The sequence below is a fragment of the Glaesserella sp. genome (genome assembly GCF_041814905.1).
GTDB lineage: Bacteria > Pseudomonadota > Gammaproteobacteria > Enterobacterales > Pasteurellaceae > Glaesserella.
On record NZ_JBGXYA010000081.1, the window covers coordinates 1 to 24,647 of the forward strand.

Here is a 24,647-nt window from a genome sequence, read left to right on the forward strand (position 1 = left end):
ACCTTTCTTTTATATTTAGGTCGTTCCAAATTTGCACAAGTAACCGCAATACCACATGCATGATGAGGACATTGAAAATTTTTTTGACTGCTTATCAAGCCTTTCTGATAAGCAATATCTGCCTCTTTCGCATTAACTTTTTCATTCAAATCTAAAGAATATGCTTGCAGAAAACTCATCATATTTCTCCTTAAATATATTCAATGGTGGAGGCATTGTTTTCGCCGCAAAAACCCATCAAAAACGGCGACACCAACACATTGCCGAAACAGAAAATATGCCCGATGGAATGCACCGGCAACTGCGCCACCTTCTTACGCTCCTGCTCCACCACCAAGGTTTCTCGTTCTTTATGCAAATAACTGCCCTGCGTGGTGATATACAGCGTATTTTGCAGCTTGCGCATGGTTGGAATTCCCCTTTGATTTTGACCGAAGTTTTTGTTTTTTGGAACAAGTTAACGTTTAGGCCGTCTGAAAAATAAGGTATTGTTTTCAGACAGGCATTAGATAAGCAATGCCCGCCTGAAAACAGTTTTAGTAGGTCGGGCATTTATGCCCGACCTACTCCATGCGTGTAGCACAAGCCATGCACGCGTTTTATTCATTGAAAGCAGCTTTAGGCCGTCTGAAAAATCAGGGTTTCAGACGCCGTAGAATAAAAAAACAGATAACCTGCCAACTACGCTGACTTTATATATTACTAATATTCTGTATTCCAAACCTGAAAATGTTCCTTGTTATTTTGAATAAACTTAATCATATCTTCTAGCTTTCTCATTTTTCTAGAATTATATTCGAAGACCTTTTCTTTGCATCTGTTTTGCAATAGAAACAACACTTCCCAATAACAATCCGTTTTTATTTTATGAATATTAGAACTTAAGTATTGGAATCTATAACTTAAATTTATATAATTGTCATCACTATTTATTGTTTCAAGATTATTCTCATAAAACAATCTTAATCCATCATCTTTAATAAATTTTTTACCTTGCTCGGAACCAAATAATATCCAATTATTAATAACTGCGCTTAATAAATCCGAATAATATTCATCCAAATCCAATTCATTTGGCTGTTTTCTAATTGCATTATTAATATTATTTAATGTTCTTTCTGTATAATCTAATTTCTCATCTTCTGGTAATAGATGTTTATACAATAAAAGGTCTTTATATCTTGGCAGACATTTTAGTTCCTCTCGTCTCAATTGAAAAATTGGTTGCATATATGATTGATTAATATCTTTACCATTATATTTTTCACTAAGAAGTATATAACATTGAAAAGTCCCAAAAATCTCAATATAACAAAATAGCCTTTTTTCTAGATTAAATAATTTAACTTGATGACACAGATAACGCAGATCATCACTAGAAAATCGCACTTCTTCAATTGCACCATTTATAAAGTCCCATGGCATATACGGTAACAATGGTATTTTTTGCCGTATATTGTGATTATCAGAATCCAAAACACATTCTAATTCTTCACGTTTAACACCATTTGCAATAGCAAATCCAATGGCTATTTTTGACATACCTTGTTTGTATGGTATATTCTTTAGATTAAATGGAATGGCATATATGTTTTCTGAATATTTATTAAAATCTCTAATAACAATAACTTTATCAGGATTGTCTATTTTAAAATATTCCATTTTTCCTTTCTTAAGTCCTTCAAGATTCTTTTCGGGCATACCCTTAGGATAAAGTATAATTAATTTGCCATCATGCATAAAGGTATCAACACCAACAGGCAAAAAATCATTTTTATTAATTCTAAATCTAAATGTTAAATCGAGTTCAGGAATAAATATATTTCCTTCTTCAGTAAAATTTTTATTCTCCGATTTTCTATCAAAGTTTATAGGCAACCTAGATATGTAATTTTTAAATATTTCAACAAATGGTACATCTATCTCTTTGCCTAAAATATTTCCGCAATCTTTACATAAAATGCCATTTTTTATTAATGTTCCTCCTAATGCTTGTTGGAAGATATGTTCACCATGATCATTTTCCGTAGTTAAAATTTCATTACATAAATAACAGTTACTCACAATTATCGCCCTTATTTAATTAATCATCCCCAAACAACCCCTCCACATACCCCACCGACCTATCCTTCTCCAACAACTTCGGCTGGCAAATCTCCACCAGCGAACAGGCTTTGCAGCGCTTGCCGTACACCGGCGGCGGGGTTTGGCCGCTTGCCAAGAGTTCACGCACTTGGGCGATAACGGCCAGCGTTTGCGCTCTAAGGCCGTCTGAAAATGCTACCGGTACGCGGTGGCGGGTTTGCATATACCACAGCGCGCCCTCGGCGATGGTCTGCTCCGTCATTTCCTCCAGACACAGCGCCTGCGCGCAAAGCTGGATTTCATCGAACGGCTCGGGCTTGGGCTTGCCGCGTTTGTATTCAACGGGCTTCAGGCTGCCTGAAACCAAATCATGTTCCACCATATCGATAATGCCGCTGATGCCCAGCCGCTGTGCCGACATATGCACGCTGCGCTCGAAGCGCACACCTTTGCGCGTTTCCGGCTCGCCCGAATCCACCCGCTCGTGCAGCGAACGCCCCTGCGCGGTCAGATAGTTCTCCGCCCACGCCTGCTCGTTGTAAATCAACGCGCATTGGCGCGGGCAGAAGGCATAGTGTTGCAGGGCGGAGAGGGAAACGGTGGGCAAATCCCGTTCCCCTGCGCCTGCAAGCGGTGGGGTTTGTTTGGTAAATTGCAAACCTCCCACCATCAGAAGCCGTCAATCTCGGCAGGAATCAAGCCATCGAGATTATTCAATTCATAGCTGCCGTCTGAATTGACTTTCAGGCTGCCGTGCACTTTGGCGGATGAATATTGCCCTGCTTTGCAGTTATGTTCCCACCAAATCAGTTTCAACACTTGCATGCTGCCTTCGGGGCGGGCGGATGAGGCATCGCCTTCAAACAGTTTGGTTAACACTGTTTTGATTGTTTCGGCATCAGCGTCGGAAAAGCCGGTACGTTCGGCGAGTTGCGGCGACATGGCGCCGAAGGCGACGTAAATGCCGCTATCCACGCGGTGTTTCATGCCCATGGTGTCGGAACTTTTATTTTTACCTTCCTTGGGGTCTTCACCGCTCACGCTTTTGGTGATTTGCGTGCTGGTGATGTTGACCGGCTCGATACTGAATGCCGATTGAACGGTTACGGGGCCGCGCACGGCAATCGATACGCCTGCGCCGTCGTCGCTTTTGCCGAAAGCGAATACTTGACCGAAGCTGCGCACGTCCAACCATTTTTCGCAGGCTTGTTTGGCGGTTTGGTCTTTATTGGCTTTTTTGGCATTAAATGCGTCTGCCCCCAAGCCGACTTCTTTGTCTTTGGCACGGTTGGCAAGGCTGGTCATGCCGTCGGTTTTCTTTTCGTCGGATTGGACAAAAATACTTTCGCCGCTGTCTTGCAGGCGGTCGCGGATTTTGCGCTTTAGGCATACGTCGGTCATTTCGCCAAAGCCGGCAAAGTCGGCACGCGGGCGGTTGCCGTTTAAGGGGTCGCCATTGGGGTTGGCGTTGGTGACTTTAAGAATCAGGGCAAAGTCGATTTTTTTGGTTAAGCTCATGTTGTTTTCCTTTCAATGTTTGGGGTTATTCAGCAGTTTCGGTTTTCTTTTGCTTGGCAGCTTTGCGCTCGGCAATTTGGCGGTTGATTTCCATTTTTTGGCAATGATAACCAAGAAGAAACTCGCCGCTTAATTTTTCGTCGCAAATAAAATCATTGCCTTGGAACAGCTCCATAATTTCGCCGATGGCTTGCGTGCCCGTATCCTTGCCGCGACTGCGCAGGCGGTCTTGATAGGGTTTCAACGCCAATTCGATATTGCGCCAAGTGGCGAACGGGTGTTCGGCAAAGCGCTGCATATAACGCTCAGCAGTAGTGGCGCGTTTTTCCTCCGCCAGATAAAGTGCGTAGGATTCGATGTTCTCAGCGATGGCTAGCAGTCTGCCGTACAAATAATCGCGTGAGCGGTTTTCCGTATCTAAACTCATAGGGTAAGTTCTCCGTTGTGATGGATTTTGATGACGGGCGTGCCAGCCTTTGTATAAAGCGCAGGCGACACCGATATTGCGTTGCTATTCCCAATGTTCACTGCCGTTGGGATTGCAGGCCGTCTGAAAACTCTGTTGCACCAAATCGTAAGGCATCGGCACGTTTTTGCCGCCGGAAATCACGGGCAGCAGGCGGGCATAGAGTTGTTTTTTCAGGGTATCGCTCAATGCCTGCCCGTAAACGGCATAGCCGATGACAGCCGGAGACGGCGGCACGAACGCCCAAATAGTTTGTTTATCTGTTTTTTTGCCATTTGGCTTTTCAATGCTGTGGCGTTGATACCAAGAAAAATCGTCTATCCAAGCATCCAGATTGGCGAAATAATCGGCAGGCAGAAATTCTTGGTAATAGGTTAATGCCATACGACCCGGCGTGGCAGAATCAAGCATCAACAGGGAAATCTGCTCATGCTCTTTCAGCGCTTTTTTGTAGCCGTGCAATTTCTTTTTAATAATGGCGGCGGCTTGTTGCCCGATATTGACCGACCAGTCGATAGCGCCGTTTGCGTTTTCAGACGGCATAGTGGCTTCGATTTCTTCTCCAACCACGCTAGTATCCAGATTGTCCCAATCGATTTCCTCGAACGTATCTTTCATTGGCGAAGGGATTTCTTTTCCGCTAATCGCCCATGCAACGGTTACTTGATCGCTGTTGCGGATGCCTTGTCGCTTTATTAACCATTTCAATATATTAAAGGCTTTCTGAGAAACCTCTCGCCCCAAAGCAACGGCTTGCTTATCTGTAAGAAAACGCCCAAGAAAAGTGAAGCCATCGGTATCATTAGCAGAAACCAGCTTGGCATTACCCTCAATTTTTGGATACGCTTCTGCCGGATAGTCTTCGCCACCTGTTATGCAACACAAATCTTTGCTTTTATCTCCTTGTTCAGACTGACTTTCTTGATATTTAATCCATTGGCTTTTTATATTACTTTTACTCCACAAATCAGAATGTGGTTCATCAGACATTTCTACAGCCCACACAAGCATTAAAGCAAACGGGTCATCTTTGCCTGAAAACAATATATTATTTTCAAAAGAGAAAATTTCTTTTTCTAATAAATCTTCGATAAGCGATCCTTTTTGCACATATCGTAAGACAATTTTCAGTTCTTGCAGATTACTAAACTCAGCCCAATCAGATAGCTGTTTTTCATAAAACTCAAAACAGCTTTGATATTTGGTTTTTTCTGCATCAGCAAACTTTTGTTTTTCTTCATCAGAGCCCGATAAAAACGCTTTCCATTTTTTTCCATTATCTTTTTCTGCTACTTTGGAAAGATATTCTATTGTCAGATATTGACTCGATGTTTTAGCAACATATTGCAAGTTATCATGTAAGGCGTAAGAAGCTATAGTTGAACCAGCGCGTTTTGACGACTTTTCCGTTACCTGAATAGGCACTTGCTTTTTGCCATCAAACCGTTCTGCTCGTACTAACTGTGCATCCTCATTTAAAACAACTTTCAAATGAACTGCTTTAGGAATATGAAACGGCAACGCTAATTCTTCATCATCCAGCCCTTGGTTTTGGACAAACTCATACGTCCGATACAATTTCTGCATCCAACTCATAATCCCAACTCCTTGGCTTCATCTTCCACCGGCTTCACGTTTTCGCCGCGTTTAAACGGTTTTTCAGGCTGCATCTCGCGAATAAAGCGGGTTTTCAGACGGCCTGTTTCATCGTTTACACTGGGAAATTCAATCACGCCATACTGCATATTCGCTTGCCAAAAACGGCTGACCAGCTCGTGTTTGCCCGTTTCCTCAGGATAGCCGAAGCTGTGGAACATTAGCCCGAAATCGAGATTGTCGATTTCATCGTAAAAGCCTGCTTTGCCGTCCCGGCCTGGGCTTCCGAATTCGCACGGCTCCACATAACCTTGGCAATCGCGCGTGCCCAAGAAAATATCCTGCCGCCCGCCGCGCTCCAACATTCGATGGGCGATTGCCATATGTTTGCCGAGATTGCGATCATCTTTGAGTTCTTCCCAGTATTCGTTCCAAGTGAAATGCGCTTGTACTTGGTATTCCACATCTTGCAGAAAGGTATAAATCGCCAGCGTATTGCCGCCGTTCCAATCCAAGGGTTTGGTGGATTTGCTTTGTGTGCGAATCGGCTTCATGACACGGATTTTGTCGATGTGCCAAATTAGTGTGGGTTTCCAATAAATGCTTTTCAAAATGCCTTTTATCGCTTCATACGTCGGCACTTGGTAGCTGAATTTTTCGCCGCCGATTTTGGTAACGGGGTCGGTAAACAATGCCTGCCGCCCCCATACGCGGAAAGTAATTGTGCTGTTCATATTGCTCCCTCTAATAATTGTACATAGGTATCATACCGGTTTCATCAACCGACAAGCCGTATTCATCGGTGTAATGCCCGTCTTTCAAATAGTAAATACCCGAACCTGCCTGCACCTCTTGCAAGGCTTGATTTTCTTCAAGTTCTTTCCATACATTCGGAAACACGTTCACGCTGTAGCGCTGCGCTTTGGCCAACGTGCGGTACATTTCTTTCGGGTTCCATTCGCCGCAAAGCGAAGCAATCAATTCCCTGCCTTCGCCATAAGGCACAATCACGGCACGGGTCGGCGCGTCAATGGCTTGGAAGACCTGCCCTGCGCTTTTAAATGACTGCATTAGCAGCGGAAACGGCTTGGTTCTTTGATTGTTTTTCGCCACATAAACATTTGAAGAATTGTCGGAGAGCCAGTCTAACAGGCTGCCTGAAGTGCTGTTTTTAACCGCATAGCCCATCTCGCCGCTGCGGTTGTAAAAATAGTATTGAAAATACCGCTGCATGGCATCGGGTTGCAAAATATCCTGCCCTGCAAATTCACGCAATACGTGTTCGGCATGGATTTGCCCTTGATGAATATCGGGCAACACCTGCGCCAAGCTCGGCTCTTGCAGATTCAACACATACACCTGCCCTTTGCCGTCTTTTTCGCCGTGCCGGTTGCAGCGCCCCGCCGCTTGGGCAATAGAATCCAAGCCGCCCAACGCGCGGATGACGCAAGCCATGGAAATATCCACGCCGGCTTCGATTAACTGGGTACTGATGCAAATCACCGGCTGTTTGTTTTCCAGACGGCCTTTGATTTCATCAAAAATGGCTTTGCGATGCGCCGAACATTGATTGGTGCTGAGATGAAACAGGGCTTCGGGCGGCACGTTTTGCTGTTGGCAGTATTGGTATAAATCACGCGCCCATTTTTTGGTATTCACGATAAACAGGCAGCTTGAGGCCATCTGAAACTGCGTCAATAAAAATTCGCCCGCTTCATCCAGCGACCAACCGCCGGTTTTGGGTTGATAGTGGATTTCCACGCGCGATAAATCGGCGAACAGCTTGTTTAACTGATCGTTTTTGCCCATGATCTCGGCATTTTCCGCAAGTTTTAACAAGCCTCGATTTTGCACCTTTTCACGTTCTTCTTTGGGAAATTTTTCCAATCCGGACTCATTCAACAAAGGCTGGGTAGCAGTACACAATATCGCACTAGATTTACCGAATTGTGTTAGCCAGTTCAAGGTATTGCAGAACAAATGCACACATTTCACCGGCAGAGTTTGGATTTCGTCAAAAATCAGCACGCTGCGTGTCATCGGGTGGATATGCCGTGCGCCGCGCGTACCACCGCCGAACCAGGCATCGAGAAATTGCACCATGGTGGTAAACACAATCGGCTTATCCCAATTCTCGGCAAGCAGCTTGTCTTGCCAGTTTTGTTTTTCGGGGTCGAGATTAGAATGGTGTTCCAGAACCCAATCTTCGCCGAGAATTTTGCGTACCGCTTCGGCATTTTGGTCGATGATGGATGTGTAGGGAATGATATAGATAATGCGGTCAAGGCTATGCTTTTGCGCATGATGCAAGGCATAACGCAGGCTTGCCAGCGTCTTGCCGCCGCCGGTTGGCACAGTCAGCGTGTAGATACCTTGCGGGTCGGCAGCACGCTTCAGACAGGCATCGGATATATTGCGGCGGATTTGGTCAATCGAGTAACGGATTTTAAAATCGGCTAGATGCGTTTCCAGCTTATCAATGGCTTCCTGCCAGTTGGGCTTTTGCGTCAAACGGCGCAAATCCTTTTGCGCTTCGCGTTCAAAATCCGCACTGTTGATACGGTCGGCATCAATCAGGCAGCTGAATAGAAAACGGGTGAGGCAGCCGAGATGAAATTCTTTGATTTTTTCGTTGCTGTCCGGTTGCTTCAAAATGGCTGCAAGCGGCTTTAACAGCAATTTAACCAAATCTTCATTAGCCAAACCTTCCGCCTGCCGCTTGACCGCTTCATCAGCATTTTGCTCGCATTCGGTCAAATGCGTGAGTGCATCGTCTTTTGAAAAACGCGTCCGCCAAACCGCTTCGCCTTCGGAATTTAAGCAGTCAATCAACCCCGCGCCGTGATGCGAAGCAATACACAAACCCAATATTTGCCCGACCAATTCACCGATGCCGTTTTGTGCGCCAAATTTTTTCAGGCGGCCATACACCCATTGTGCGCCTGCCGTCGAGTGATCGATTTTCTTGCCGTTCGGCAGCGTATCTTCCACATCCACATCAGGATTCACGCCTGTGGCTGCTTGGATATAGTCCTGAAACGCTTGTGAGTATTTTCCGAAATCGTGCATCAAGCCAAGCAATTCTCCTGCTTGACCTAAATCCAATTTAGATGCCAATAGCTTTGCAAGCTCAGCAGTTTCACTTAAGTGAGTAAAAACTGTTTGAGGAGCGTTATCTGATTTTCGAACATGAGCAATAAAATGGTCCATATCTATTTACCTATAAGAGAAACACTTGTTACTAAACATTATCAATCTCCTCCTTTCGCTAGTCATAACGCTCGATAAGGTTACTTGCTATTATTCTGAATAATCTTAAGAAAACAACCATATTTACAGACAAAACATGACGATACTGAGAAATATCGAAACTAAATTTACTTTAAAAGTGCTATTTTACAAAACACTCCATTAGGTATAAAAATATTTGCATAACGTATTATTACAAGCGGTCACTTTCGGCGGAAATTTTGCAAATGGTAGGAAAAGAAAAAACTCACACGGCTTTATCGGCAGTGTGAGCTTTGTTGAGAGAGAAGCTATTTACGTAAAAATTTATAACAATATTCTAGCAAAGAGACGGGTAATAAGCGCGGGAGGGAACGCATGAGGAAAGTCGCAAAACCCGAAAAGCAACCTTGTACGTCCAAACGCTGTTTTAGTTTAAACAAGCGCCATTCGGCTTTCGCTTGTGCGATGCCTCGGCGGCGACCGACCATGCCATTACCGACACGGGCGTAAACCAGCACATCAGGAAGATTGGCGACATGCGGATTTTGCGCAATCAGCTTGATCCATAAATAGTAATCCTCTTGTAAATCTTCATAGCCGCCGCACTGAAGCACTTCGCTTTTACGGTAAGCGACCGTCATATGGTTGAACGGGCTGCGCTTTCGGGTAAATCGAACGATATCCGTCGCAGCCGTCGGTACGCGACGGTAGCTGACAATGTCATCAATATGTTGACCGAATTCGGCAATTTGTCCACCGAAAATAACGGTTTCCGGATGTCGTTGAATAAATTCAAGTTGCTTTTCAAAACGTTCCGGCACACAAATATCATCGGTATCCATACGAAAAACCCATTCGTGCGAACAGTGGGTTAAACCGATATTCAATGCTTTACCTAAACCTTGGTTTTTATCTAAACGAACGATAACAAGCGGTAGGTTTTGAGCAAAATTTTGCACAACTTGCTCTAATTCCGCCGTAATTGCGCCATCGAAAACCAAAACAATTTCATCAGCCGGATGCGTTTGCGTCACTAAGCTTTCAAAACATTCGGTTAAATATTGGGGATTCTCTTTAATATAAAGAGACATTAAAACAGAAAACTTCATTAAATAAACCTTTTCATATTGATCGCAAGTTTAGGCGAAATAAATGTGATTAATGCAATAATTAAATATTTTAATTTTTTGCTGTGTTTGAACATTTTAAAATAATATATCGCTGCATTACGCGATAAATTCATAATATACGGATATGCCAGCATATAAAACGAGTTAAACACAAAATTATGTGCTTGTTGCGGAGTTTTCACATATTTTGCGTAAATCATTCGGATCGCTTTTTCGGTATTTTTCGTGTTGGTCGACACACTGTTTCGTTTGGTATGAAAAGCGCATTTGCTTAACGCTTGGTCGATATATTTCGGCATAAAATCCGCATCCGAAATCACTTTTAAAATAAAGTCATAATCTTCTAATGACAATAAGTCCGTTGATAACCCGCCGACCTTAAAGAACAGTGTTTTTTTAATACCGATCATCGGCATACCGCCTACTTTATTGGCTTGCAGAATATTGTCTAAGGTGAGATCCTGCGGATTGCTATAAGGGTGAGTGAAATAGGTAAAACCTTCATTCACCATCAGACATTCTGCCGGGTGATAGATAAAGTTCACCTGCGGTTCCGCCTGAATCGCCTTTGCCAATACCTCGCATTTTTGTTCGGCGAAACGATCATCATCATCTAAAAAAAGCAGCCATTCACGGCTTGCTTCCTTAGCGCCGATATTGCGACTTTCCGCCGCACCTTGATTTTGTTCATTACGAATAATTTTGACCGGAAATGCATAGGTTCTGTCCAATGTAACCGGCTGTTTAGAGCAATCATCGACAATGATCACTTCAAAATTCTGGGTGGTTTGTTTCTCTAAATCAGCTAACAAGAGCGGAACTTCCTCTTTACGGTTATAGGACGGAACAATAATACTGAACATTATACAGCCCTCTTGCTTTCAAAGAATAATTTGGATTTGCCGTGCGTACCGAACAGAGATAAAAACATCACTAACACTAACATGAGTCCCGGAAAGGCGTAAGTATCCGCTTTAATATTTAATACACTGAGAATAAATAAGGTAGAAAGGGTAAATGTCCAACTGCCGTCAAACCAGTTTTGCGCAATACGTCTGACAAAATAGAACATAAATAAAAAGCACGCCGCCATATAACCGATTCCGCCGTATAACGCTTGGCGGATAAAGCCGGAATCCGTTGCACCGTAATATCCGCCGGTCGGCGTATAGTAATAACCATCACCGATCAAAATTTGTTTTAGCTGCGGCAGATAAAGGTGGTTTTTTACTAAATTATCGCTTGAAGAACTGATGCTACCTTTATTGGATAATAGGTTGATTAAGGGTTCCAATGCATGTTCTACATATTTGTTATCGGCAAAATTCATCGCTAAAAATAAGCAGATTGCGGCAAAAGCGAGAAGTGCAGGAATATAACGCCATTTGAAATAGAGGGCGATACTCACAACCGAAAGAAATAAAAAGGTTCTGCCGGAAACTAATCCGATAAACAATAATAAAAACAGGAATACACTATTGATATTGTTATGCTTCGCGTTATAAGCGAGTAAAAAATGCAGTAAAACGATATAAAAAACGCTGAGTTGGAAAAATGCAGACGAAGTAATGTTGTACAAACGATACTCTTGTTCGGAACCATAAAAACGCTCCGGCAATACGGCGTTAGTCCATAATGCCAAATCAATCATAAACGAAAGTCCCGCCAATGCGACAACACCGATACCGGCTTGTACGGCAATACCGATTTTCAGATCCCTCACAACCAGTGCTTGCCCGTTCGGGCGACGGTAAAAAACATTGTAAATACCGACACCGAACACGAATAAAATCAGCGTTTTACAATACATGATAATCACGCCGAGTTCTTTGGTTCCGTGCAGCAATACCGGAATGATGCTGATGCCGATCAGTCCTAAAATAACCCACAAACTGTCCAGCGGCACGATAATGCCCTGCGGCAGATTTTTTTTATACGCTTGATACGCCAACCAAAGTAAAGCCAGCATTCCGGTAAAAAACGCCATTCGGAAAAAATGAAACAGCCACGGATCATAAATATAAAACAGATTAAAGAATGCTGACATTGCTTATTTCTTCCCTAAATTCCGAATGACCGCCAAGACTTTTTTTAACGGGTATTTCAGCAATTTTGCCAATAAACTATGATCAATCGAACCGCGAATCGATTCCAAATTACTGTTTACCTGCGGATTTTCAATCACCATTAACGGACGGACGACGGCAATATCCAATCCAAAACGATCACCGAATAAAATAAAATCATCTGCCAACCAATAAGGTAAGCCGTTCTCTTTTACTTTAGCTAAAAATTGTTTGGCGACGGATTTCTTTATCAAATAGGCGACCGTACCGGCAAAATAATTTTTATAAGGATATACCGCAGCAAACGGACAAGCGGTCACTTTTGGCTGTAAAAATGCAAATGTCGTCGGATAGTTAATTTCTAATTCAATATCATCAAATGTCGCAATTTTGGACTGCCCGACCAATAAAATATCGACAGAAACACCTTGTGCCAAAATACGCTCTAAATGCGGTTGGAAATCTTGATGAAACAACGCATCATCTTCACACACCAAACTATAATCATCATCGGCAATCGTCGGGTCATCGGCAATTTGCCGATAAACGCCCAAATGACTCAATGTACAACCGACTTCACCTTTCGTGGCTTCCCGCTCATAACGAGCGGCAAATTGCGGCAACGCAAAACGTTGCGCTAATCCTGCCAAATCTTCATTCATGGTATTAAACGCAGAAAACACGTGAAAATCTTGTGTATCCGCCTGTGCGAAAAAGAGTTCTCGTCGTTTTTGGTCTTTATCCAATGAAATTAAATATTTTTTCATCTTATGCTCGAATATCAATAATATTTACGCCGACATTTTCTAATAAATTGTAACAAGCGACATAAGAAGGCTCCGAAACATCAATTCGCAATGCTACTACTTCAATATTGTCGCTTTTATTCATAATATTTAATACCGCACTACTAAAATAAGTATAGATACGACATTTTTTATCGGCAAACTCTTGTGTAATGTAATCTTCAAAAATCAAATTCGTATCAATATAACGGACATTATCCAGCTTATATTTTTCACGAGGATGCGGCAGATAAGCATGAATATTGAAACGCTCAATCACCTGTTTCGCCAAGGCAATATTTTTTTGATCGTCTTGAAATACAGGCTGTCCGAGTAGAATATTGGTCACTTCATCCGATTGTACATTGCCGCTTATCGGCTTAACCAAATTGACAGCGGTGACCGGTTCAACGATATTCGGCAACTCCGGGTAAATCGTGTAATGATTACTGGATTGCCGTTTCAAGCTATCTATGCTGTATTTATTACCTAATAAACGGTTGATCAGTTTACGGTTTAAACTATCCGGATTATTGGTATAAAAAATACTGCCCAGAATAATATTGGCTGTACCGTCATCAAACGTATTTAACTGATTAAATTGAATTGCACTTAAAATAAATTGAATTTGCAGTTCGTTAATATTCGCAACAAAAGCTTTATGAAAAGATTTTCCGCCGAATCTACGCTTTAGCTGCAAAATCTGTTTAAACAATTTAAGGCGCTGGGTTTCCTGCACCATTGCAAAAAATTCGACACATTTATCCGCCAAACGTTGTTTGTAGTAATCAAATTTTTTATTGCTCACGGTGGATAACATAATGCCGTAAAAAGGCTCGTTCGGATGTTGCTCAATAATTTTTTCAGCAATCAACACTTGTAACGGCGTACAACAAATAATTAAATTCATACGGTTTTTCCCACTCTGGCTGTCATGAGATATAAAATCGGTAAAATGGCGAGCGATCCGATAATACCGGCATAGGGAATATATTGAATCTGTGTGAACGTCAGTAAAATCAAACTCAATACATAAATGATGGTGGATAACACCGAACAAAACGAAATCAACGTATTCTTACCATAGTAGAACAGATAATTCACTAAAATCAGATACGGAACTACCAAGGTGGTTGAAACTAAAAACAGCACTATATAGTACTTCGTCCCGACAAACTGGCTACCGAGCAGCCACACAACGAACGTTTCCGGAATAAACCACATGACCAACGCCGGCAACGGCACAAGAATGAGGGAATATGACGCCCATTTATGCACCTCTTTTACCGATATTTTCTTTTGCTTTAACGCTTCAAACAGGTGTGGGATCAAGGCCTTATTCACCGCCTGAATTAAGATCATCAAAATAGCGGCGAGCTGTGCTCCCATTGCATATAATCCTAAATCCGCTTCACTGAATTTATGGTAGATAAAAATACGATCCAGCTGACCTTTTAAGAAAATACTGGCATGGTGCAAAATGAGCGGAGCGCCGAATCCGAGTACATACCACAGTGCCGTTTTGTAACGATTTACCCCAAACGTTTTACGGATAGCGCGCTTGGCGTATAACGCATACGCCAGCACAAATACCGCCGCATTGCTGAATAAGATCGCCAAAATCCGTTTTTCGACCAACTCATTTTGGTAATATTCCAACAGCATTACCGTCAACACGGCAGAGAGGATCGTGGAACAAAGTTGAATGACGACATAAGGCAATGCCTGTTTTTGGCACTGTCGAACACTTAACTGCACCGCTAACAGCGATTGAAAAACCGCCGAGACGGCGACATACGCCATAATTTCGGATTTCACCAGCCAGCAACCGAGCAAAATAATACCGCCCGTCAACAACGTATAAGCGTAACCGGCACCCATCACTAAATTCAGTGAGCGTTTACCGTAAAAGTAGAAATAACGGGCAATGGCCCCCTCTTGGCTTAACCCGACTAAAATCGCAAATAGGGCGAGATACGTTTGAAAGTAAGAGAGTTCCCCAAACCCTGCCACACCTAATTTTCTGGACAGATACGGCAATAATAAAATCGGTACGGACTTGGAAAGCAATTCACCGCCAAGGTAAATGATGCTGTCTTTTATGGCTTTCATATTTGCAAAATTTTAACCCAATCTGACCGCTTGTCAGCCGTTCAAATCATAGAAACCTTTCGGTTTGTCCTTATTCGGATCAGCTAAGAAGCGTTTGATCGCGTGATAAGCGTTTTCCATCGCATTCGCTTGGTAATACGGATTTATCATGTTTGGCAAACGTTGTTGGAAATCGTTTGATAACAAGATCTCAATACCCCGTCGAATTGCTTCTCGGTTGATCTCAACATCCACGACCGATTCACCGCGCACGCGACCTTGCTGACGATTACCGATATTAATCGTACCGACACCGCATGAAGGTGCTTCAATCAAACCGGAGGAACTGTTACCGATCAACCCTTGCGAATATTTAATTAACGCCAAATACTCTTCCGGTTTCACCGATGGGAAAAAGCAGAAACGGTGTTGCTCGGTATATGCTTTCAAGCGGGCAAAAATCAAATCCGAATGGGTGTCCGAATTTGAACCGATAAAGACAAATTGATAACGGTCTTTAAAATAATCCAATGCAGCCAACAGTTCGTCAAGTTGCTGCAATACTGGTTGATCATTTAAGGTTTCGGGATGGAAAACCACCATAAAATACGGGGTTGTCGGAATCCCACGGCGCTCGATCAATTCCGCTTTACTCGGTAAGGTTAACCCTAAACTGTTTTCCGCACCCAATGAACCGACGTTATGCACGTAGTCGGGAAATTCCCCCAGCTGAATCACACGCTGACGATACACTTCCGTTGCGGTTAAATGCAGTTTTGCCATTTTGGTAATGCAATGACGGATAAACTCATCGTAATTGCCCAAAGTTTGCTCGCCGCCGTGTAAATGTACCAAAGGAATATTATGCATTGCCGCTGCCGTCGCAACCGCCATCATTTCATAGCGGTCACCCAATACGATCACTGCATCGTAATGATGTTGCTGAAAATGTGCGCCGAACTTATCCAAACATTCCGCCATTGAATGCAAAATCGTCTGATTATTTTGACTGTCCAAGGTCAGTGGAATCTTTTCCGCCACGATAAAACCGTCATTTTCAATAATATTCACGGTATTACCGTACTGCGGGTCAAGGTGCATTGCCGTCACAATCAATGAAAACTCAATTTCCGGGTCATCCTGTAACCGTTGCAATAAACGTTTTACGATACCGTACTCTGCCCTTGAACCGGTTACATATGCAATACGCTTCATTATCGAATTTCCTTTTTCAGAATTTGCGCCAGTTTGGCATAACCTTCGTCATTAAGGTGTAATCCGTCATTGCTGTAGCGGATATCCAATTTGCCGTATTTATCTTCAAATTCGGCATTTAACGCCACCACCTTCACATGACGCTCAAGTAACTCAGGGGTGATTTTTCGGTTAAACTCATCAATATCGGCATTGCTGCAATCCACTCGGAAAACCGTTTTCAAGCATTCCAAGACATAAATATCGGCCTGCGGATTTAGCTTCTTCACACCGTCAACGACCTTTAACACCGACGCTACCGCCTTGTCTACGGAAGTGTCTTGGCGACGTAAATCATTCACGCCCAATAAAATTACTACACGCGGCGCTACACGCTTCAGATGAGGTGTCAGAATCAGTGAATCATATTGTTCGGCAGTAATGCCGGAAATCGCCAAATTATTGATTTTATTCCCGTTAATTTCTTCAACATACCATTGTGCCAACTGAGAATGACCGATAAAGGTTATATCGCTGTCTGCATTAAAATACGATTGCTTATAGTGAATTTCTTTAGTAATGCTTTCAAGCAAGACTTTATCTTTGTTCTGTTGTTGAATCAGATAATAGAAATATTCAAAGTCTTGACGGTCATCAATATCAATGGAAACGGATTTATCCATAAAATAGGCGATACATTTTTCACCGTAAAAATGTTTTTGTACCAAGTATGCATCCGGTTTTGCGGTAAAAATCGCCCCGTTCGGCGAATATTCGGGATGATACTGCTGACGGGCGTAATTTGAATAATCCAATTGGAAATATTTCAGACTTTCGTCGTCGTCAATCACACGCGTCAATGTCGTCGGTTTATGCGCATCGCTAACCGAGACTAAAAAATCAAATTGCGCAAAATTTTTCTCGAATTTTTCACAAGCTTCCCGAATATGCGTCGCCGTGCGAAGCGGTGACGTCGGCTGTAACAACATAAAGTAATCAAATTCCGTCGTTTGATATTGTTGTAACACATCTTCAATCACCACAAACGAGCTGGCTTTATCACCGGCTAAATGCGCCGCCCGTTTGATAAACTCAATCGGATAATGGGAAAGTAAGTCAATATACTCCTGTGAATCCGTTGACACGATAATTTTATCGAACATCCCCGATTCAATCGCCGCTTCAATCGAATACGCCATTAACGGTTTACCGTTAACTAACAGCACATTTTTATTCGGTAACCCTTTTGAACCGGACCGCGCCGTAATAATTGCAATTTTTCTCATAAAACCGACCACTTGTTACACTTGTTGATTTTCAAAACGACTGTCTTGAATTAATTGATCTTCTTCAAAATCCTGCTGCGCTTCTTTACCCAGCACTTCATACCAATGCATCGGACTGATACCGTTACCCGGGCGTTTTGTGGTGATGTTTTCCGTAGTGAAAATGTCACCTTTTTTAATCGGACGTGCTGCAATAATCGATTTACGCGCGACGATTTTGTTTTTCGCTTCGGAATTCGTCACCAATTTTTCTGATGAACCGAGGGATTTTTCTACCGCACGAATCCCTTCGCAAAGCAACTTCAACTCTTCCGGCGTCACGGACGCTTTGTGATCCGGTCCTTCAAAGTTTTTATCCAAGGTGAAATGTTTTTCAATAAACGTGATGCCGTACGGCACCGCCGCCAAGCCGGCAAAATAGCCCGCCGAATGGTCGGAAAAACCCAAACTGTAATCGGCAAATTCAGCTTTTAATTGATGAAAAGCGTTTAAATTCACATCTTCATAGGGAGTCGGATATTCGGTATTACAATGTAAAATCGTAATATCTTTTTTCGCCATGCCGTTATCTTCCAGCACTTTTAATGATGCCTTCGTTTCGTCGATAGTCGCCATACCGGTTGAAATCACAATGGTTTTCCCCGGAATCGGCAAACGGGCGATTTTTTCCAAATACGGTAAATTGGTTAATTCACCGGACGGAATTTTCCAGACTTTTTGTTGTTGGGAAGCTAAAAAATCGATGGATTCAAAATCAAACGGCGTAGAAAACACCTCTAAACCTAACGAACGGGCGTACGCTTCCAACTTCACGAATTCATCATAAGGCAGCTCCAATTTACGGGTCATTTCCAATTGACTGTCCGCCGTGCCGGTGGTGACTTTTTGATATTCCGCTTTCGGCGCATATTTTGAAATGAGCTTATCGGCTTTAAAGGTTTGAAATTTCACCGCATCCACACCGCACGCTTTAGCGACATCCACCATTTTTTTTGCCAGCTGCGGATCCCCGTTATGATTACAGCCGATTTCAGCCACAATAAATACTTTCGACATTATTTAATATCCTTAATGAATTTTGCCGGAACCCCCGCCACAACGGTTCGAGGTTCGACATTACGAATAACGACAGCGCCGGCGCCGACTATCGCGCTTTCACCGATACGTAATTGACCGGTCACGACGGAAGAACTGCCGACAAAACAATAATCTTCGACAATCACATCGCCGTTTAGTGTCGTATTTGTTGAAATATTGCTGTGATTGCCTACTTTACAACCATGTTCGACAAGTGATTTGGTATTAATGATGACATCATCACCAATCGTCACACCGCTGTTAATGATCGCCATTTTGCCGACAAATACACCGATGCCTAACGTTGAATAAGAGGAAATAAGAGCCGTTTTATCAATCACATTAATGATTTCACAGTTAAACCGTTGCAATTTTAAAAACTTTTCCAAACGATGCTCATTGTTGCCGATACTGATAAAAAAGGCGTATTGATCACGTTCCGCAAAACTTTCGATATTTTCCGCCAAAATAGGAAAACCGAGATGAAGCGTTCCGACAGGTTTAAAACTGTCGATAAACCCGCAGAATTCGAATTGGGTAGTATCTAATGAATCCAACACGGACTTTGCGTAACCGCCCGCACCGATAAAAACAACTTTTTTTCGCATAATTAATTACCACGCTGTCGCAAAAATTTTCCCATTCTAATTTCAAACACCTTGTTAAACAATAGACAAGATCGCATGAATGGTGAATAATAAACCTCTTTTACTTACGTTGACAGAATCATGTTTGCCCTCACGAAAGTCTTTACCGCAATGATTTTACCGCCGTTTAATGTCATCATTTTATGGCTGTGCTCATTAGTATTTGCACGATTGCACTTCAAAAAACTCAGTTATTTTTGTACGTTTTTAGGCATCGCTATCCTGTATGTTTTCAGCATTCCCTACACATCACAAAAACTAAACGATTCACTAATTAAAGAAGACAACTTGACGTTGGACGACTATAAATCCGCCCAAGCCATCGTACTGTTAGGCGGCGGAATACGCGACAGCAAAGAATTATTCGGCAAACTCGCCACCAACCAAATCGCCGTCGAGCGTGTCCGTTATGCGGCTTATTTACAAAAAGAAACCGGTTTACCCCTACTCATCACCGGCAGCAGTCCGAACAATACGTCCGAAGCCGCCGTGATGGCAAAAGAATTGGACTTATTTTACAACGTCCCAACGCAATGGTTGGAAGAAAAAGCCAAAACCACCCAAGAGAACGCCCTTTTCAGTAAAACGATATTAGCCGAACAAGGCATTCACAAAATTATTTTGGTAACCAATCAATGGCATATGCAGCGTGCCAAACTGTTGTTTGAAAAACAAGGCTTTGAAGTTCTCCCCGCCAGTGTCGGTTCAGGCGCAACGCCGACAACTTACGGCTTAAATTTCATGTACTTCGTTCCTCAAGCGGGAGCCATGAACAGTAACATGCTGGCATTAAAAGAATGGATTGGTTACTGGAAAGAAAAGTAAAAATACAAGCGGTGCGATTTGATGAAAAATTTGCAAATTTTTCGCCTAAACGCACCGCTTGTCGGAAAGTCCGTCTCTCAATCAGAAGCGAAAGACCTTCACATTGGTAAAACCGCTTTCTTTCAAATAAAGGGCTTGCAACTTGCTCATCACGCCACGTTGGCAATAGAGCAGATAGGTTTTCGATTGATCTAAACTGCCGAAATGATTAGACAGTTTATAGAACGGTAACTCTTTGACTTCAACACCTTCAAAGCTGAACGGTTTTTCATCCACTTCTTCAGGGCTACGAATATCCAAAATCACATCGTTTTCGCCTAATTCCGAAGTGGTTTCAACGGATACGACTTCTTTTTCGGTCTGTTGAGCGATTTCACGAATATCTAAATAATGGGCGTTTTGCACCGCTTGTTCGAGAACGTCAAAGTTGAAGTTGCCTTCTTCTTCGATGATTTTGCTTTCAATCGCTTTCACCGTTGGATTCTTTGAAATCACACCACAAAATTCCGGCATAGATTTGGCAATATCGTCTGTGCCAATCTCTTTCGCCATTGCGATAATTTGCTCTTTATCGTGGGTAATGAGCGGACGTAACACTAAAGTATCGGAAGCTTTGTCGATCAAGCGTAAGTTGGTTAAGGTTTGGCTAGATACTTGCCCTAATGCTTCACCTGTCACAATCGCTTGAATATCAAAACGTTCGGCAATTTTGCTGGCAGCACGTACCATCATTCGTTTTAGCACTACGCCCATCTGTCCGTTATCGACTTTTTCTAAAATCTCACCGACCACATTTTCAAAGTTGATCGCCACAAAACGGACTTTATGGGACGAGCTGTAACGGCTCCAGATATGATACGCCATCTGTTTCACACCGATTTCGTGCGCCGCACCGCCAAGGTTAAAGAAGCAGTAATGCACACGAGAACCACGGCGAATCAGCATATAACTTGATACGCCAGAGTCAAAACCGCCCGAAATCAGCGATAACACATCTTCCTGTGTACCAATCGGATAACCGCCTAAACCTTCGTGGCGAGCCTTGATGAGCAACATTTTGTCGTGGTCAATATCAATACGTACCGTTACATCAGGATTAGTCAATTTCACACTTGCCGACTCGATATGCTGATTTAAGCCACCGCCCACATAGCGTTCCACATCAAGCGAGCGGAAATCGTGCTTACCTTTACGGCGAACACGCACGCAGAAGGTTTTACCCTCTAACTCCTCTTTTACTTTCGCAAGGGTATGCTCAAAAATGTCGTGCATTGTGGTAAACGGTATTTCTTCCACTTCAAGAATATGATGAATACCCGGGGTGCGTTTAAGTAAATCCAACACGAGTGGGGCTTCTTCAGCAACTTTTGCTCGCACTTCAATGAAATCCCAGTTGCGAATTACTGCCACATTTTCTGTTTCACGCAGTAACACATTACGGATATTAGAGGTTAAAATTTTGATAAAGCGTTTACGCACGGAATCGCTTTTAATCATAATTTCAGGGAAAAGTTTGATAATAAATTTCATACGGTTGTGTGATATTTGAAAAGAAAAAACGGCGAGATCCTAGCATATTTTGCAAAATATTCCTAAGATCGCACCGCTTGTCAGGTTATACAGAATTATCTTCTGTATTTACCCGCCATGGCTTGATACACCGCATTTTCGTTTTTGAGGATGGTGTATTTGGTTTCGAGTAACGAAAGTTCCGAGCTACGTTCGGTATTAATCGCACTTAACCATTCACGTAATTCCGATACCCCTTGATCATAGCGGTTTTTGTAGTAGCCGCTGATACGTCGGTCGTAATCGTATTTTTTCTGAAGATTGTCGAAGCTGTCGCGAGACAATTGATAAGCGACATAGTACGTATCGATTTCATTCAATGCGCTTGTGACCGTTTGCTCATAATCCAATTTAGCGGATTTATAACTTTCTTCCGAAATTTTGATGTTGTTTTGCACGCGATACCAATCTAAGAACGGCAAACTAAATGAAATCGAACCACCGGCAACCGGATTATCGGTAACATCGCCTAATTTAGAGGCGGAGCTGCTCAAACTACCGCCGAGCGTAATGGTCGGGAACCAGCTTTTCTCCGTTGCCGTCAATGTTTTGAAGGAACTCTGCAGACGCTGTAAGCTTGCCACGACATCAGGTCTGGCGGCAATGACTGACACCGGCACATTCATGTCTACACCTTGCAATTTCACGCTCAGGATGCTCGGATAACGGACTGCAAGCGGTTCGTTCGGTTTCAAATTCAGCAAATTGCGTAATGTTTGCTCCGCACTTTTCTGTGCGGATTTCAAGCTGATCAAGGTATTTTTTGCCGATAACACGGATTGAATCGATTGATCGACGCTCAATTGATCAATGGCACCGACATTCAATTTATTGCTCAAAATTTTGCTGATTTGTTCGTAGTTTTTAATGCTCTGTTCCGTCACGCGAATTGCATCTTGATAATACGCCAGGTTATAGTAACTGCTGATGACCGAGTTAATTAAAGACAAACGGGTTGCCTGTAAATCCTGTTGCGTTGCTTTATATTCCCATTCGGATGCACTTGCCGTATCCGCTAAGCGACGCCATAAATCTAAGGTATAACTTAAATTAAAGCCCAATTGATGACTGAGCGTTGAAGTGCCGGTAGAAACGCTGTTCGTACTTGGCGAACCGGTACCTTTTGAAACGGAGGAAGATTCGGAGCCGCTAAAGGTCGGCACTAAATCCGCTCCGACCAAATTCGCATTATAAAGGGCTTTGTTAACCGTAATGGCGGCTTTGGCAAGATCCACATTATTGATTAATGCCATTTCCACCAAACGATTTAATTCCTTGTCGTTATACCCCAACCACCACTGTTCGGTAATTTGATATTCTTTAGTAATATCTTGATATTGCTGATAATTTTGTTGCGCTTTTTCAAGCGAACCGTCTTGGCTCATTCTGTTTGAACACGCGCTGACCGCCAGCGCAGTCACTAAAATGAGTGTCAATTTAGAAAGTTGCATACGATACCCTATATTAAAAAATAGTAGCTTATTTTAAAGAAAGCCTTTCATTTCGGAAAGCAAAAAATGAACGCTCGTTCATTTTTTGCAAACATTTACAGAAATCCGACCGCTTGTCAACCGTTTAACAGCTGTGAAATCAATGCATTATGACGCTGTGCTTGGCTTGCCTGTTTCAAGCGTTCAGCGGTTAAAATGCTTTTAAGTTCCACCAACGCAACCTGAAAATCATCGTTCACAATCACATAATCAAATTCGTTATAGTGGCTCATTTCGGACACCGCTTCGCTCATGCGTTTGGCAATGGTTTCCGCCGAATCCTGCCCACGACCTATCAAACGTTTTTCCAACTCCGCTTTAGACGGCGGCAGAATAAAAATGGTTTTGACATTCGGGACTTTTTCACGAATTTGTCTTGCTCCTTGCCAGTCAATATCAAGGAATACATCAATCCCTTGTTCAAGGCTACGTTCAATCATCGGTAACGAAGTACCATAATAATTGCCGAACACTTCCGCCCACTCTAAAAAATGCCCTTGTTCGATCAAGTTTTTAAATTCATCGTGTCGGGTAAAATAGTAATGTACGCCGTGTTCTTCACCCGGACGGGGAATGCGGGTGGTATGCGAGACGGAAAGTTGGACCTCCGAGCGGGGCAAATCGGCGAGTAATGCATTGATTAATGATGATTTTCCGGCACCGCTCGGGGCTGAAATGATATATAAATTTCCTAAGCTCATAGTTTATTTAGTATTGCTTTCACAATAATCTTGTATAAATGTAGGGACGCACTGAGTGAGTATGTCCGTTTAACCAGAGGACACATGCAGTGTGTCCCTACATTTGATGATTAAGTAATGTAAATAATAGAGTAAAAAATTAAGGACGCAAGTGCGTCCCTAACACGGAATTTTATTTTTTCGAAAGCGGTGGCACAAAGGTTATACCTAAATCCCACGGTTGTTCAATCCAGGTTTCTTGCGGAATATCAACCACATAATCATCCACCAATTCCGCACCCATCGGTTTTGCAAACACGGTAACAAATTTTGCGTTCGGATACATTCTGCGAATTTCACGCGCCGTATTGCCGGTATCGACCAAATCGTCCACCACAATAAACCCTTCACCGCCGTTCTCCACTTGTGCTGCGTGTAATACCTTTAATTCGCCTTGGCTATCATGGTCGTAACTTGCGATACAAACCGTTTCAACATGGCGAATACTCAATTCACGAGCCAATACTGCAGCAGGGAACAATCCGCCACGACTAACGGCAATAATGCCTTTCCATTGCGAAGACGGTAACAGACGTTCCGCCAATTTACGGGCATGCATATGAAACATATCCCATGTCACGACGTATTTTTCGTTTGTGTATTTTTCACTCATAAACTTTACCTAAAAAAATAGTGGCTGTGCCACCGAATAAAAAAAATTGCCTAAGAATAACCTGAAAAGCACTTTCGTGCTATCATTTCAAAGAATTTTTTACAATAAAATCGCTCTGATCATCGATTTTTTGCAAAATTTTACACGAAACTGACCGCTTGTCATACCCGGGAGGAAATATGTCAGAAATTCAAACACTTAAACCGAATTTATTGTGGAAATGGTTTGACCAAATTTG

General features: G+C 42.7%; 20 protein-coding genes and 3 pseudogenes. 1 reads left to right on the forward strand and 22 read right to left on the reverse strand.

Going from position 1 to position 24,647, the window contains the following annotated elements:
* The 18 genes and pseudogenes from ACEYJ7_RS11000 to ACEYJ7_RS11085 all read right to left on the reverse strand — a co-directional run.
* Nucleotides 1-182 (reverse strand): annotated as a pseudogene (locus ACEYJ7_RS11000) (hypothetical protein); the annotation flags it as partial.
* Between the two features lie 26 nt (nucleotides 183-208).
* Nucleotides 209-406, reverse strand: a pseudogene (locus ACEYJ7_RS11005) (CRISPR-associated endonuclease Cas1); the annotation flags it as partial.
* 296 nt (nucleotides 407-702) lie between these two features.
* Nucleotides 703-2,064, reverse strand: a complete 1,362-nt coding sequence (locus tag ACEYJ7_RS11010; protein WP_373779145.1) for an HNH endonuclease — start codon at nucleotides 2,062-2,064, stop codon at nucleotides 703-705.
* A gap of 19 nt (nucleotides 2,065-2,083) precedes the next feature.
* A complete protein-coding gene (cas4, locus tag ACEYJ7_RS11015) occupies nucleotides 2,084-2,755 on the reverse strand; it encodes a CRISPR-associated protein Cas4 (protein WP_373779146.1) in 672 nt (223 codons plus the stop codon).
* Nucleotides 2,755-3,603 (reverse strand): type I-C CRISPR-associated protein Cas7/Csd2, encoded by an 849-nt coding sequence (gene cas7c / locus ACEYJ7_RS11020; protein WP_373779147.1) that lies wholly within the window; start codon nucleotides 3,601-3,603, stop codon nucleotides 2,755-2,757. Before cas7c ends, cas4 begins: the two co-directional genes overlap by 1 nt.
* Before the next feature lie 25 nt (nucleotides 3,604-3,628).
* Nucleotides 3,629-5,665 (reverse strand): annotated as a pseudogene (gene cas8c, locus ACEYJ7_RS11025) (type I-C CRISPR-associated protein Cas8c/Csd1).
* On the reverse strand, nucleotides 5,662-6,399 hold the full coding sequence (cas5c, locus tag ACEYJ7_RS11030) for a type I-C CRISPR-associated protein Cas5c (protein WP_373779148.1): 738 nt from the start codon (nucleotides 6,397-6,399) through the stop codon (nucleotides 5,662-5,664). Before cas5c ends, cas8c begins: the two are co-directional and overlap by 4 nt.
* Before the next feature lie 10 nt (nucleotides 6,400-6,409).
* A complete protein-coding gene (cas3, locus tag ACEYJ7_RS11035) occupies nucleotides 6,410-8,875 on the reverse strand; it encodes a CRISPR-associated helicase Cas3' (protein WP_373779149.1) in 2,466 nt (821 codons plus the stop codon).
* Nucleotides 8,876-9,204: 329 nt separating this feature from the next.
* The gene (locus tag ACEYJ7_RS11040; RefSeq protein WP_373779150.1) at nucleotides 9,205-10,005 is read right to left on the reverse strand and encodes a glycosyltransferase; all 801 of its coding nucleotides are present in this window, start codon (nucleotides 10,003-10,005) and stop codon (nucleotides 9,205-9,207) included.
* Nucleotides 10,005-10,889, reverse strand: coding sequence for a glycosyltransferase family 2 protein (locus tag ACEYJ7_RS11045; RefSeq protein ID WP_373779151.1), 885 nt, complete (start codon nucleotides 10,887-10,889; stop codon nucleotides 10,005-10,007). The genes ACEYJ7_RS11040 and ACEYJ7_RS11045 overlap by 1 nt, the downstream gene beginning before the upstream one ends.
* Entirely contained in the window at nucleotides 10,889-12,073 is a 1,185-nt protein-coding gene (locus ACEYJ7_RS11050; RefSeq protein WP_373779152.1) for a hypothetical protein, read from the reverse strand. Before ACEYJ7_RS11050 ends, ACEYJ7_RS11045 begins: the two co-directional genes overlap by 1 nt.
* A gap of 3 nt (nucleotides 12,074-12,076) precedes the next feature.
* Nucleotides 12,077-12,859, reverse strand: a complete 783-nt coding sequence (locus tag ACEYJ7_RS11055) for a glycosyltransferase family 25 protein (protein WP_373779153.1) — start codon at nucleotides 12,857-12,859, stop codon at nucleotides 12,077-12,079.
* A 1-nt stretch (nucleotide 12,860) separates the two neighbouring features.
* On the reverse strand, nucleotides 12,861-13,787 hold the full coding sequence (locus ACEYJ7_RS11060; protein ID WP_373779154.1) for a glycosyltransferase family 52: 927 nt from the start codon (nucleotides 13,785-13,787) through the stop codon (nucleotides 12,861-12,863).
* Nucleotides 13,784-14,989, reverse strand: a complete 1,206-nt coding sequence (locus ACEYJ7_RS11065) for a flippase (protein ID WP_373779155.1) — start codon at nucleotides 14,987-14,989, stop codon at nucleotides 13,784-13,786. The genes ACEYJ7_RS11060 and ACEYJ7_RS11065 overlap by 4 nt, the downstream gene beginning before the upstream one ends.
* A 33-nt stretch (nucleotides 14,990-15,022) precedes the next feature.
* A complete protein-coding gene (neuC, locus tag ACEYJ7_RS11070) occupies nucleotides 15,023-16,183 on the reverse strand; it encodes a UDP-N-acetylglucosamine 2-epimerase (protein WP_373779156.1) in 1,161 nt (386 codons plus the stop codon).
* Complete coding sequence (locus ACEYJ7_RS11075; RefSeq protein ID WP_373779157.1) at nucleotides 16,183-17,448, reverse strand: cytidylyltransferase domain-containing protein; 1,266 nt, start codon at nucleotides 17,446-17,448, stop codon at nucleotides 16,183-16,185. Before ACEYJ7_RS11075 ends, neuC begins: the two co-directional genes overlap by 1 nt.
* Before the next feature lie 15 nt (nucleotides 17,449-17,463).
* Nucleotides 17,464-18,504 carry an N-acetylneuraminate synthase gene (neuB, locus tag ACEYJ7_RS11080; RefSeq protein ID WP_373779158.1) on the reverse strand — a complete coding sequence of 347 codons (1,041 nt, stop codon included), beginning with the start codon at nucleotides 18,502-18,504 and terminating at the stop codon, nucleotides 17,464-17,466.
* On the reverse strand, nucleotides 18,504-19,133 hold the full coding sequence (locus tag ACEYJ7_RS11085) for an acetyltransferase (RefSeq protein ID WP_373779159.1): 630 nt from the start codon (nucleotides 19,131-19,133) through the stop codon (nucleotides 18,504-18,506). The genes neuB and ACEYJ7_RS11085 overlap by 1 nt, the downstream gene beginning before the upstream one ends.
* A 120-nt stretch (nucleotides 19,134-19,253) precedes the next feature.
* Here ACEYJ7_RS11085 and ACEYJ7_RS11090 point away from each other — a divergent pair, with 120 nt between their 5' ends.
* Nucleotides 19,254-19,997, forward strand: a complete 744-nt coding sequence (locus tag ACEYJ7_RS11090; RefSeq protein ID WP_373779160.1) for a YdcF family protein — start codon at nucleotides 19,254-19,256, stop codon at nucleotides 19,995-19,997.
* A gap of 81 nt (nucleotides 19,998-20,078) precedes the next feature.
* On the opposite strand, the gene thiI is transcribed toward ACEYJ7_RS11090, so the two are convergent.
* From thiI to gpt, 4 genes are all read right to left on the reverse strand, one after another.
* A complete protein-coding gene (gene thiI / locus ACEYJ7_RS11095) occupies nucleotides 20,079-21,527 on the reverse strand; it encodes a tRNA uracil 4-sulfurtransferase ThiI (RefSeq protein ID WP_373779161.1) in 1,449 nt (482 codons plus the stop codon).
* A gap of 95 nt (nucleotides 21,528-21,622) precedes the next feature.
* The gene (locus tag ACEYJ7_RS11100; protein WP_373779162.1) at nucleotides 21,623-23,017 is read right to left on the reverse strand and encodes a TolC family protein; all 1,395 of its coding nucleotides are present in this window, start codon (nucleotides 23,015-23,017) and stop codon (nucleotides 21,623-21,625) included.
* Nucleotides 23,018-23,133: 116 nt separating this feature from the next.
* Nucleotides 23,134-23,757 carry a guanylate kinase gene (gmk, locus tag ACEYJ7_RS11105; RefSeq protein WP_373779163.1) on the reverse strand — a complete coding sequence of 208 codons (624 nt, stop codon included), beginning with the start codon at nucleotides 23,755-23,757 and terminating at the stop codon, nucleotides 23,134-23,136.
* A gap of 172 nt (nucleotides 23,758-23,929) precedes the next feature.
* Complete coding sequence (gene gpt / locus ACEYJ7_RS11110; RefSeq protein ID WP_373779164.1) at nucleotides 23,930-24,409, reverse strand: xanthine phosphoribosyltransferase; 480 nt, start codon at nucleotides 24,407-24,409, stop codon at nucleotides 23,930-23,932.
* Nucleotides 24,410-24,647 lie beyond the last annotated feature (238 nt).

Bases quoted from the DNA above. Each gene is read 5' to 3' on its own strand.
- ACEYJ7_RS11060 (WP_373779154.1), bottom strand. From the start codon at position 13,787: ATGAATTTAATTATTTGTTGTACGCCGTTACAAGTGTTGATTGCTGAA.
- ACEYJ7_RS11065 (WP_373779155.1), bottom strand. From the start codon at position 14,989: ATGAAAGCCATAAAAGACAGCATCATTTACCTTGGCGGTGAATTGCTT.
- ACEYJ7_RS11085 (WP_373779159.1), bottom strand. From the start codon at position 19,133: ATGCGAAAAAAAGTTGTTTTTATCGGTGCGGGCGGTTACGCAAAGTCC.
- ACEYJ7_RS11045 (WP_373779151.1), bottom strand. From the start codon at position 10,889: ATGTTCAGTATTATTGTTCCGTCCTATAACCGTAAAGAGGAAGTTCCG.
- ACEYJ7_RS11050 (WP_373779152.1), bottom strand. From the start codon at position 12,073: ATGTCAGCATTCTTTAATCTGTTTTATATTTATGATCCGTGGCTGTTT.
- cas5c (WP_373779148.1), bottom strand. From the start codon at position 6,399: ATGAACAGCACAATTACTTTCCGCGTATGGGGGCGGCAGGCATTGTTT.
- cas7c (WP_373779147.1), bottom strand. From the start codon at position 3,603: ATGAGCTTAACCAAAAAAATCGACTTTGCCCTGATTCTTAAAGTCACC.
- ACEYJ7_RS11100 (WP_373779162.1), bottom strand. From the start codon at position 23,017: ATGCAACTTTCTAAATTGACACTCATTTTAGTGACTGCGCTGGCGGTC.
- cas3 (WP_373779149.1), bottom strand. From the start codon at position 8,875: ATGGACCATTTTATTGCTCATGTTCGAAAATCAGATAACGCTCCTCAA.
- gpt (WP_373779164.1), bottom strand. From the start codon at position 24,409: ATGAGTGAAAAATACACAAACGAAAAATACGTCGTGACATGGGATATG.
- ACEYJ7_RS11075 (WP_373779157.1), bottom strand. From the start codon at position 17,448: ATGAGAAAAATTGCAATTATTACGGCGCGGTCCGGTTCAAAAGGGTTA.
- ACEYJ7_RS11040 (WP_373779150.1), bottom strand. From the start codon at position 10,005: ATGAAGTTTTCTGTTTTAATGTCTCTTTATATTAAAGAGAATCCCCAA.
- gmk (WP_373779163.1), bottom strand. From the start codon at position 23,757: ATGAGCTTAGGAAATTTATATATCATTTCAGCCCCGAGCGGTGCCGGA.
- neuB (WP_373779158.1), bottom strand. From the start codon at position 18,504: ATGTCGAAAGTATTTATTGTGGCTGAAATCGGCTGTAATCATAACGGG.
- ACEYJ7_RS11090 (WP_373779160.1), top strand. From the start codon at position 19,254: ATGTTTGCCCTCACGAAAGTCTTTACCGCAATGATTTTACCGCCGTTT.
- ACEYJ7_RS11055 (WP_373779153.1), bottom strand. From the start codon at position 12,859: ATGAAAAAATATTTAATTTCATTGGATAAAGACCAAAAACGACGAGAA.
- neuC (WP_373779156.1), bottom strand. From the start codon at position 16,183: ATGAAGCGTATTGCATATGTAACCGGTTCAAGGGCAGAGTACGGTATC.
- thiI (WP_373779161.1), bottom strand. From the start codon at position 21,527: ATGAAATTTATTATCAAACTTTTCCCTGAAATTATGATTAAAAGCGAT.
- cas4 (WP_373779146.1), bottom strand. From the start codon at position 2,755: ATGGTGGGAGGTTTGCAATTTACCAAACAAACCCCACCGCTTGCAGGC.